Raw genomic sequence first — 9,124 nt, 5'->3', positions numbered from 1 at the left:
GCCCCCGATAATAAATAGATCAGTAGAAATCATCACGATTTGTTTAAAATCATAATGTGCTGAAAATAAATGAAATGAACTAAATAGAAACGAAGCGAAATATTGTTAGTAGTCCCTCCGGGGTCACTTATCGCACGTATTTTAGGGGCTTTACGCCAGGTTAACCCCCAAAACAACCCCCAAGCGGGGGTAATGCAAAAACAAATAAGGAGCTTATCGGCTCCTTATTTTTTGTTTAAATACTTTATGTATTCTTTTACCCCTCAGATTTAGATTTTTTCCAGATGCTTGATTTGGTAAAGTAAAACTTTATCCCAGCAATGTACTCGAAGTAGTTTTAAAGAAACAGTCTTCTCATAATATCAAGCCCCGACATCCGGGGCTTTTTTTATTTTAAGTTTATGATCTGGGAGAATTGTATGTTGTCAGGATTTAAAATATCAAGAAAAAGATCTTCTGGATCATCGGATGGATCCCATCGCCAAGTCCAAAATTCTTCACCATCTAAAGTAAAATAATCAATCCAAACTAATTCAGGATCGTCTACTTCCGTCCAAATAACATAATAATAACCATTTTCCCGCGGCCTTTCAGTAGTGAAAACTAAATCTATCATAAGTCCTAGTGTTTTTTTAAAAATCCAATTACAATTTCCTTTCCCTTTTCATCTTTCTTATAAATAGGTTCCAGGGTTTCCTGCTCATCTTCAATAATAAGATCAGATATTTTCACATCTAAAACCTTTGCGATCCTATCCAGGGTTTCAAGGGTAGGTTTTTTTAAATTATTAGTTATCGTACTACGGGTAACGCCTAATTCTCTGGCAAGTTTCACATTATTAAAACCCTTAAGGTCCATCAGTTCTTCAATTCTAAATTTCATATTTCATAATTATGAAACAAAAATAGTATATATATCAATTAAAGTTTTACATCAATAAAACATTTAACATATTTTAACATAAATTAATTTGTTTCATATACCTGAAACATTATATATTTGCTGTATCAGAAAAGTAAAACAAATAAATAAGACAAACGATATGAAAGCAATTACATTAACTCAGACACTCAATTATACACAAGTAAGACTAAACAACTGGTATGAAAATGCAAAAGAAGATTTCAATATTGACGGTTCTGCAGAAGTTTTTTTCAAACCAGAAAACGAGGCAATCATTATCACCTACACTGAAAATGGTGTTACTGGTCAATTTGAATTAAAATACTGGCAAGATCAGGCTATTGATTGGGTCTTCGGTGTATGGTCTGAAGAAGCAAACATTGAAAATGATAAAGTAGCTTAATATTAACCCTTAATAAATAATAAAGATCATGAATAGAAAATTAAACAAAATTAAAGCTCAAAACGAGGCACAGCAGAAGAAAACAGAAATATACTTAATGCAGGCGATTGCCCTCAGTAATTACTGCAATTTATTAAATCAGATTAACGAAGTGCCAAGGCTTGATCTGGTGCAGATGATTTCAAACTGCGAAGATCTAAGCAAGCTAATCGAGTCAAACAAAATGTTTTTAGACCAAATTAAAAAATCAGCGGGGTAATACCCGCTTTTGGTGGTAAAAAACAAAATTTTCGCAATATGAAAACCTCTTCAATATCTTTCAGAAAAACAGTAATGCTTAGAGCATATCACATAATGAACGAAACGGGTAAAGAGTGGGCAGATTGCCTGCGTAAGGCTTGGCAGCTGTACCGTATCAATAAAGAAATGCATCAGGGTGAAGTGACTTTTTATTTCGAGAAAAAAGACGGTGAAATAAGAAAGGCTACCGGCACGCTTAAGATCGATTATGAATTTAAGACCCAGAACCAGCCTAACCCGAAAGTATTCACTTACTTTGATATTGAAGCCGGCGCCTTCAGGTGTTTTAAGATCGAAAACTTTATAATGATCGAACCGGCCCGAACCCCAGAGAACAGAGCCGCTGCAGTTTTGAAGAAAACACCGGCCAAACTTATTAGAAAAAGATTTAAATTCGTAAAAACAAAATAATTATGATTACCATCGAAAAGAGAAAAATTGAAGTCTCTATACCCGAATTCAAAGAAGAGGTAAGAGAACTATGCAGGCTCATTAAAAGAAATAGTAAAAATACGATAGGTATTAATGAAAAGACGCTAAATAGTCATTTCAAAACAAAACTTACTACAACCGATTTTTATATTTTAACAGAGCAATTAGAATATAGATTATATTCAACAAGCAAAGGTAAATATTGGTCACTAGAATATATTCTTAAAGAAGATAAAGCATGAAAAACACCGCCCTACGCCGCCGTATGATCACTAAAGTAGTAAAACCCGCACAAATATACTCGATAGACGAAATAGAGCAAAAAAAGCCGCTTTACTTAGTCATGCAGTCGATCTGGTTTAATGCTATCGAAAACGGCTCGAAAACCGACGAATATCGCGACGGCACCGATTTCTATAAATCGAGGCTTTGCAACATCGACAAAAAGACCGGCCAGATCATCAGCTTTAAAAATTACCGCACCGTAATACTTCAAGAGGGTTATCACCCCGGCGCCCGGCGTATGGTGGTCGAAATAAAGGGCGTTACGCTGAAGCGTGACTTTACAATACATTTAGGCGAAATAATCGAAAGAATAAACTTTTAAAAACAAAAAAAAATTATGACCATTAAAATTAATGAATACGGCAAAAAGTATATTGATTATAAAAATGATTTATACTTTATCAGAATTGACCGAAATGATATTAAAATATTCGGTAATGAAGAAAATGACAAGCTTTTGATTTTAGACGATAAAAATATCTTAATATCAAAAGTAAAGGCCAAAAAAGGCTCATTAGACGAATATTTAAACAAGTCAAGAATTTAAAATACCGCTAAATATTATTGCGCATATAGCAAAATTTAACCACCCTATTTTATAGGGTGGTTTTTTCATGTAATAAAAACGGTTTTTAAAGCGTGAAATATTGAAATAGGCCAATGTGAGCAGGGTTTTATATTGCAATAAATCAGGTCGTTAAATATATTTGCCTTTGATGATTACCGATGAAATAAAGAACCGATATAAGGGCCGATCTATTTCGTGGCTAGAAGATCGGTTGCAAGACCTGATAAACGCCAAAATAAGACGGCGTGATAGCGTAAACGGGTATTTCATCTGTATTTCATGCCAAGAGCTGAAACCGGCAAAGCAGATGAATGCGGGGCATTACTACCCGAAAGAACCGCTTGCGTATCGGGCGGTGAAATTCGACCTCGATAACATTCACGGGCAATGTATCAGGTGCAACCGGCATTTAAGCGCGAATTTGATACCGTACCGGGCTAATTTACTGCAAAAGATTGGCGAGCGTCGGTTACTTCAGCTCGAGCAAAAAGCGGCATTATCTGGCTTTAAATACAGCCGTGATTTTTTAATTGAACAAATAGAAAAACTGAAATATGAACGAACGTAAAGAGCTGTATTTAATTCTTACTAAAGAGTGGTTTTTAAAAATTCTAAGCGGTGAAAAGAAAGAAGAATATCGTGATTTTACTGATCGTTACATTAAACGTCTTGCAGTCACAGACTCTAAAGGTGATTTAATTGATGTTCAAAAATATGATGTAATCAGATTTCAGTTAGGTTACTCAAAAAAGCAAATGATTGTAGAATGTAGAGGTATTCTAGTAGAAGCAGATAATAAAGACGATGAAGAGTTTACTACTGACAATTGCAATTTTGTAATAGAGCTGGGCGAAATCATCGAAAAAATAAATTGTGAAAGTCTCAATATATAAGTTTAACCAAAAAAAATGAAGCAATGAGAGAGCCTAAAAGTGGATCTAATCAGTCAAGAGCTGTAAGAGCTATCAATAATTCTGGTGGTTTTCCAATGAGAAGCCGCGTGAGAGTTGGAACCGTTAGAAGATAATGGATTTAGCAGCAACCCTAAACTGTATTAAAACTCTATCCGCAAAAGTGGATAGAGTTATTCTGTTTCATTCTGGTGCAGGAAAAGATAGCATTTGTCTTCTAAATATGTTGGCTCCACATTTCAAAGAAATTGTCTGTGTGTACATGTATATGGTTAAAGACCTGGAACATATCAACCGACATATCAATTGGGCTGAAAAGAAATATTCTAACTGTAGATTTATCCAGACACCACATTATGCATATTACAACAATAAGAAATTAGGAATGTACGGAACAGATTCTGTAAAGTATGCCGAATGGAACGTTGCTAAAATCAATGATAAAATAAAAGCAGAAACAGGAATTGAATGGGCGGTAATGGGATTTAAGAAAAACGATTCTTTAAACCGTAGATTGATGCTTAATACTTATCCTGATGAAATGACAAGTGATGCCGGGAAAAAGCTATACCCGCTTTCAAACTGGAACAATAAGCAGGTTTTAGCATACATTAGAAAGGAAAGGCTTATTGAACCAATCAATTACGGGCAGGCAAATAGAAGATCATCAGGAACAGACATTGAAGATATTGCTTTTCTGCTCTGGTGTAGGAAAAATTACCCAAATGATCTAAAAAAAGTAATTGCAGAATTTCCAGATTGCCAACGAATACTTTTCGAATACGATTATCAAACAAAACAATAAGCATGGATAATAAATTGAAGCAATCAGAAACGATCGTTCTGAAGCGTTCACAGATCAAACCTGCCGACTACAATCCCCGGAGCATCACCAACGAAGCAAGAAAAGCCCTGAAGAAAAACATAAAGGAAAATGGCATCATTGGGGGTATGGTTTGGAACAAGCAGACCGGCAACCTGGTATCAGGTCATCAGAAACTGAACATTGCCGATGAGGTGAACAAGTATGAAGCCGGGAATGACTACGAAATCAAAGTAGAGGTGATCGATGTGGGCCTGAAGAAAGAGAAGGAATTAAATGTTTTCTTCAACTCTAAAGCAGTTCAGGGCGAAATGGACTACAAGAAGCTCGCTCAGATTTTTCCGGATATTGATGCAGTACTTGCCGGGCTTGATGATGTGGATGTATCCATGATTGAAGTCGAGCTACCGCAGACAGATCATATCGAAATACCTTCATTCGAGCCTCAGGAAGAAAAGAAGATCAATGCAGAATACGAGAAGTCAATCTCACAAGAATTGAGCAACGCTAAGCATACCTCTGAAGCCAGCATACATCAAATGGAGCGTAAAGATGCCGAAGAATTGACGCCGGAGGAAAAAAAAGCAAAGATCAAAGAGATCAAGGAAAAGGTCAAGGAAAACGCCGTATTGCAAGGTGACCCATATTTTACCGTCAGCTTCTCAGATTATGATGCTAAAGCAATGTTTCTCGAATACCTGGGATTTGATCCGGAAGATAAATTCATCAAAGGCGAAGAACTTCAGGAAAAAATGGAAGAAGTGTATGCGGGTTGATAAGCAAGCAAGTACATGCAGCAAATTCATGTACACCACAGAGAGAGAAGCAAGCGACGTCATTCATAAATGCAAGCACGCAAGCAGCCGAAGCAAGATACCGAAACGGAAATATTACTGCAAAGAATGCGGTGGATGGCATGTAACAAGTCAAAAGAATAAATCAAAATTTCAATAGTTATGAACAATTTAAGCAAAGAACAGTTAAAAGAACTTTTAGAAACACAGGCACAAAAACACTGTAAAGAAGTGCTAGGAGAAGAGCAGTATAATGACGAGGAATTCGTATCAGCTAAAGATGCTATTGCCGACGACTTTAAAGCAGGAGCAATGTGGCTTTTCGATTACCTTAAGGAAAATTCACCAGAAGTATAAAATATGGCAACAAGAGGTAGAAAGACAAAATACGATCCGGATTTACATCCTAAACAAGCATTGAAGTATTCTTTGCTTGGATTGACAGATGTACAGATGGCAGGTGCCTTAGAAATAAATCCGGATACTCTCTACCAATGGCAGAAGAAATACCCAGATTTTTCCGAGTCCATAAAAAAGGGAAAAATCGAAGCTGACGCAAATGTGGTATCCACGCTCTACAAACGAGCACTAGGACATACCCAAAAACATAAGCAGGCATTTAAGCTAAAAAAGGTAGATGAGGAAAGCGGAAAGCTATACGATACAGTAGAAGTGCATGACGTTGAAGAATATTTCCCACCTGACATGATTGCAACAATATTCTGGCTTAAAAACCGTCAGCCGGAACATTGGAGAGACAAGAAGGAAGTGGAGATTGATGATAAGCGAAGTGTTAATCTGGATAGTCTTTCGGATTCCGCTCTTGATGAATTAGAAAATGCCTTAAAATCAAATGAGGAATGATAAAATTAAAGTTGCACAGATCACAACACAACTCTATGAAATTTACGTAGCTAAATTTAAAAGAGGAAATTTTGATTTTATAACTATTCATGAGGGCAAAAAGCACTTAAAGCAAGAGGAAGCGTTAAAAATTCTAACAGATAAGAATACCAGAGAATTTTTGTATGGTGGTGCAGCAGGCGGTGCTAAATCTTGGACAGGTGTTGCTTGGGTTTTGTTTTCATCTTTGGCTTATCCTGATACTAGGTGGTTTGTCGGACGGGAAAGCTTAAAAAGTCTTAGAGAATCGACATTAAAAACGTTTAGTAAAGTTTGTAAAGCGTACAATATTCCTAGAAGCGAACATAAGTACAACGGACAAGATAATTTTATTGAATTTAAGAACGGTTCTCGTATTGACTTATTGAAGTTACAATATTTACCAAGCGACGAACACTATGAGAGGTTCGGATCCCTTGAATACACAGGAGGATGGATTGAGGAAGGTGGAGAGGTAAATTTTGGGGCATTTGATACTTTAAAAACCAGGGTTGGGAGACAATTAAATGATGAGTTTAATCTGGTTCCAAAAATCTTTGTCACTTGTAACCCAAAGAAAAATTGGATGTACTCACATTTTTATAAGGCCTCAAATGAAAATCGGTTACTTCCTACACAGATATATTTACCAGCATTCGTGCAAGATAACCCGTTCATTGAAAGTTTTTACATAGAACAATTAAGAAGTACAACAGACAAGGCAAAAAAGGAAAGGCTTCTAAATGGAAATTGGGAATATGATGATAATCCGTATAAACTCTGCATCTATGATAAAATACTCGACCTGTTCCGGAATGACCACCTAGTAAATGAGAAGAAAAAGTATATCACAGCCGACGTTGCCCGGTTCGGATCCGATTTAGCGGTCATTGGTGTATGGGAAGATTGGGAATTGATCGAAGTACATGAGTTTGAAATCAGTAAGACAACGGAAATCCAGGCATGTATTAAAGCCCTGCAGCAAAAGCACGGGATTCCGAAAGATCAGTGTATCGCTGATGCCGATGGTGTAGGAGGTGGAGTAGTAGACAATCTGGATATCATAGGCTTTACAAACAATGGTAGGCCGTTCGATGAAGACCTGGGAGATGAGAAGGATACGCCGAAATATAAAAACGCGCAAACGCAGCTACTGGTTTATCTGGCAGAAAAGATAATCAATAAAAACAAAATGTACATATCTGCTGAACTTAGTACAAAACAGGAAGAAAGAATAAAAGAAGAACTCGACAGCATAGAGCAAGACCCTGAATATGACACAGTGACTTTGGTTACAAAAGCAGTAATAAAAGAAAATACAGGAAATTCGCCAGATTATCGAGATATGATCTTGTTACGAGGATATTTCGATTTTAATAAGCCAATAAGAAACAATTTGAACAGATTAGCATCAATGATATAATGGACGAAAAATTTAACAACCTCAACACCATCGGTGAAAAAATAGCATACCTTAAGGATAACGGTCTACAGCTTCCTAATATTGAGCAATTCAATAATGAATGGGATGAACACAAGCACCGTATAATGACCGATCTATATAATTATCCGGATAGGATTGTTGATTATGACTACATCGATGAATCAGGACAGAAAAAAGAGGGAAAGCGCATAGAGAAATTAAACCGTATCCCGCTTGCTTACCAAAAAGAGATCGTCACAATAGCAGTTACTTTTCTTTTCGGTAATCCGGTGAAGTATACTAACAATATTGAGGACTCAACCTTATATGACGCTTATCTGAAAATACTGGATAAGGAGAAAATTATATTTGTCGATAGAGAAATAGCAAAAAGCAACGGGAGATTCACTCAATGTGCAGAATTATGGTGGACAGATGAAGAGCCGAACAATTATTATGGTTTCCAATCACAATACCGTTTGAAAGTAACATTGCTTACACCAGATAAAAACAAGCTATACCCCTATTTTAATGATCAGGGTGACTTGATCGCGGTACTAAGGGAGTACGAAAAACGAATCAATGGCCAGAAAGTAAAATATTACGAAATCTACACCGCTGAACGTATTGCAATCCTTCGTGAGGCCAACGACGGGATCGAGCTTCTATCAGAGACAGCAAATCCAATCGGCAAAATTCCTATAGTTTGGTATTCATTTGATAATGTTGAGTGGTCAAGGGCGCAGAAAGCGATTGAAAGGCTTGAGGAAATCACAAGTGACACAGGAGAAGTTAATAAAAAATTCTCAGCACCTATTTTAGCTATTAGCGGTAAGGTTAATGGCAATTCATCAAAAAACACAGGAAAAGTTTTTGAGATGGAAAAAGATTCAAGCTTGGAATTTGTTCAGCCTCCAAATGCAAGTGAGAATTTAGCTGCAGAGAAAGAGAACCTAGAAACAATTCTCTACAAAATGACGAATTCCGTCAATATTTCACCTGAAGCACTCGAAGGCCTCGGAAATATGCTGGCCACTGAAAACGCTGCTTTTCTCTTCATGCTGCCACACCTGAAGGTGATGGATAAGATGAGCGTATATGTGCCGGCCCTGAAGCGCAGAATGTCGATAGTGAAATCATTTCTTCAATTAATGAATACGGGTTTCCGCAATAGTGATTTGGATGCTGAGCCGGTAATTACCCCATACATCATCAACAATGAAGCGAAATTCTATGAAATGCTGATGACCGTGAACGGAAATCAACCACTTTTCAGTCAGAAAACAACAATGGAACGGGCCGGGGTGAAGGACGTGGAACAGGAACTTGAAGAGATTAGCGCTGAAATGGAAAAGAAAGCAAGTAACGATTTAATATAAGCAAAATGAAAACAGATACAG

16 protein-coding genes are annotated in these 9,124 nt (G+C 36.9%); 14 read left to right on the top strand and 2 right to left on the bottom strand.

The genetic code is table 11. The annotated features are described in order from the left end of the window. Positions 1–388: 388 nt before the first annotated feature. Positions 389–616 carry a hypothetical protein gene (locus tag FY557_RS17660; protein ID WP_149248568.1) on the bottom strand — a complete coding sequence of 76 codons (228 nt, stop codon included), beginning with the start codon at positions 614–616 and terminating at the stop codon, positions 389–391. A gap of 5 nt (positions 617–621) precedes the next feature. Next, positions 622–882, bottom strand: a complete 261-nt coding sequence (locus FY557_RS17655; RefSeq protein ID WP_149248567.1) for a helix-turn-helix domain-containing protein — start codon at positions 880–882, stop codon at positions 622–624. Between the two features lie 160 nt (positions 883–1,042). On the opposite strand from FY557_RS17655, the gene FY557_RS17650 reads away from it, so the two are divergent. The 14 genes from FY557_RS17650 (at position 1,043) to FY557_RS17585 (ending at position 9,103) form a co-directional block, all read left to right on the top strand. Further along, positions 1,043–1,306, top strand: a complete 264-nt coding sequence (locus tag FY557_RS17650; RefSeq protein WP_149248566.1) for a hypothetical protein — start codon at positions 1,043–1,045, stop codon at positions 1,304–1,306. A 28-nt stretch (positions 1,307–1,334) separates the two neighbouring features. Continuing rightward, positions 1,335–1,565 (top strand): hypothetical protein, encoded by a 231-nt coding sequence (locus tag FY557_RS17645; RefSeq protein ID WP_149248565.1) that lies wholly within the window; start codon positions 1,335–1,337, stop codon positions 1,563–1,565. Positions 1,566–1,603: 38 nt separating this feature from the next. Beyond that, complete coding sequence (locus tag FY557_RS17640) at positions 1,604–2,017, top strand: SH3 beta-barrel fold-containing protein (protein WP_149248564.1); 414 nt, start codon at positions 1,604–1,606, stop codon at positions 2,015–2,017. Between the two features lie 2 nt (positions 2,018–2,019). Then, on the top strand, positions 2,020–2,280 hold the full coding sequence (locus FY557_RS17635; protein WP_149248563.1) for a hypothetical protein: 261 nt from the start codon (positions 2,020–2,022) through the stop codon (positions 2,278–2,280). Beyond that, positions 2,277–2,645: a hypothetical protein gene (locus FY557_RS17630; protein WP_149248562.1), complete on the top strand. Its 369-nt coding sequence runs from the start codon at positions 2,277–2,279 to the stop codon at positions 2,643–2,645. The genes FY557_RS17635 and FY557_RS17630 overlap by 4 nt, the downstream gene beginning before the upstream one ends. 15 nt (positions 2,646–2,660) lie before the next feature. Continuing rightward, positions 2,661–2,870, top strand: coding sequence for a hypothetical protein (locus FY557_RS17625; RefSeq protein ID WP_149248561.1), 210 nt, complete (start codon positions 2,661–2,663; stop codon positions 2,868–2,870). Between the two features lie 169 nt (positions 2,871–3,039). Continuing rightward, complete coding sequence (locus FY557_RS17620; RefSeq protein ID WP_149248560.1) at positions 3,040–3,459, top strand: recombination protein NinG; 420 nt, start codon at positions 3,040–3,042, stop codon at positions 3,457–3,459. Next, entirely contained in the window at positions 3,446–3,784 is a 339-nt protein-coding gene (locus FY557_RS17615; protein WP_149248559.1) for an ASCH domain-containing protein, read from the top strand. Before FY557_RS17620 ends, FY557_RS17615 begins: the two co-directional genes overlap by 14 nt. A gap of 133 nt (positions 3,785–3,917) precedes the next feature. Continuing rightward, positions 3,918–4,607 carry a phosphoadenosine phosphosulfate reductase family protein gene (locus FY557_RS17610; RefSeq protein ID WP_149248558.1) on the top strand — a complete coding sequence of 230 codons (690 nt, stop codon included), beginning with the start codon at positions 3,918–3,920 and terminating at the stop codon, positions 4,605–4,607. A gap of 2 nt (positions 4,608–4,609) precedes the next feature. Beyond that, complete coding sequence (locus FY557_RS17605) at positions 4,610–5,401, top strand: DNA methylase (protein ID WP_149248557.1); 792 nt, start codon at positions 4,610–4,612, stop codon at positions 5,399–5,401. A 180-nt stretch (positions 5,402–5,581) separates the two neighbouring features. Continuing rightward, the gene (locus FY557_RS17600; protein ID WP_149248556.1) at positions 5,582–5,776 is read left to right on the top strand and encodes a hypothetical protein; all 195 of its coding nucleotides are present in this window, start codon (positions 5,582–5,584) and stop codon (positions 5,774–5,776) included. 3 nt (positions 5,777–5,779) lie between these two features. After that, a complete protein-coding gene (locus tag FY557_RS17595) occupies positions 5,780–6,283 on the top strand; it encodes a terminase (RefSeq protein WP_149248555.1) in 504 nt (167 codons plus the stop codon). Continuing rightward, on the top strand, positions 6,273–7,724 hold the full coding sequence (locus FY557_RS17590; protein ID WP_149248554.1) for a terminase large subunit domain-containing protein: 1,452 nt from the start codon (positions 6,273–6,275) through the stop codon (positions 7,722–7,724). Before FY557_RS17595 ends, FY557_RS17590 begins: the two co-directional genes overlap by 11 nt. Further along, positions 7,724–9,103 carry a phage portal protein gene (locus FY557_RS17585; RefSeq protein WP_149248553.1) on the top strand — a complete coding sequence of 460 codons (1,380 nt, stop codon included), beginning with the start codon at positions 7,724–7,726 and terminating at the stop codon, positions 9,101–9,103. Before FY557_RS17590 ends, FY557_RS17585 begins: the two co-directional genes overlap by 1 nt. Positions 9,104–9,124: the final 21 nt, after the last annotated feature.

The organism is Chryseobacterium sp. SN22 (genome assembly GCF_008329705.1).
GTDB lineage: Bacteria > Bacteroidota > Bacteroidia > Flavobacteriales > Weeksellaceae > Chryseobacterium.
This window is presented reverse-complemented; position numbering and strand designations above follow the sequence as displayed.

Bases quoted from the DNA above. Each gene is read 5' to 3' on its own strand.
- FY557_RS17660 (WP_149248568.1), bottom strand. From the start codon at position 616: ATGATAGATTTAGTTTTCACTACTGAAAGGCCGCGGGAAAATGGTTAT.
- FY557_RS17655 (WP_149248567.1), bottom strand. From the start codon at position 882: ATGAAATTTAGAATTGAAGAACTGATGGACCTTAAGGGTTTTAATAAT.
- FY557_RS17650 (WP_149248566.1), top strand. From the start codon at position 1,043: ATGAAAGCAATTACATTAACTCAGACACTCAATTATACACAAGTAAGA.
- FY557_RS17645 (WP_149248565.1), top strand. From the start codon at position 1,335: ATGAATAGAAAATTAAACAAAATTAAAGCTCAAAACGAGGCACAGCAG.
- FY557_RS17640 (WP_149248564.1), top strand. From the start codon at position 1,604: ATGAAAACCTCTTCAATATCTTTCAGAAAAACAGTAATGCTTAGAGCA.
- FY557_RS17635 (WP_149248563.1), top strand. From the start codon at position 2,020: ATGATTACCATCGAAAAGAGAAAAATTGAAGTCTCTATACCCGAATTC.
- FY557_RS17630 (WP_149248562.1), top strand. From the start codon at position 2,277: ATGAAAAACACCGCCCTACGCCGCCGTATGATCACTAAAGTAGTAAAA.
- FY557_RS17625 (WP_149248561.1), top strand. From the start codon at position 2,661: ATGACCATTAAAATTAATGAATACGGCAAAAAGTATATTGATTATAAA.
- FY557_RS17620 (WP_149248560.1), top strand. From the start codon at position 3,040: ATGATTACCGATGAAATAAAGAACCGATATAAGGGCCGATCTATTTCG.
- FY557_RS17615 (WP_149248559.1), top strand. From the start codon at position 3,446: ATGAACGAACGTAAAGAGCTGTATTTAATTCTTACTAAAGAGTGGTTT.
- FY557_RS17610 (WP_149248558.1), top strand. From the start codon at position 3,918: ATGGATTTAGCAGCAACCCTAAACTGTATTAAAACTCTATCCGCAAAA.
- FY557_RS17605 (WP_149248557.1), top strand. From the start codon at position 4,610: ATGGATAATAAATTGAAGCAATCAGAAACGATCGTTCTGAAGCGTTCA.
- FY557_RS17600 (WP_149248556.1), top strand. From the start codon at position 5,582: ATGAACAATTTAAGCAAAGAACAGTTAAAAGAACTTTTAGAAACACAG.
- FY557_RS17595 (WP_149248555.1), top strand. From the start codon at position 5,780: ATGGCAACAAGAGGTAGAAAGACAAAATACGATCCGGATTTACATCCT.
- FY557_RS17590 (WP_149248554.1), top strand. From the start codon at position 6,273: ATGAGGAATGATAAAATTAAAGTTGCACAGATCACAACACAACTCTAT.
- FY557_RS17585 (WP_149248553.1), top strand. From the start codon at position 7,724: ATGGACGAAAAATTTAACAACCTCAACACCATCGGTGAAAAAATAGCA.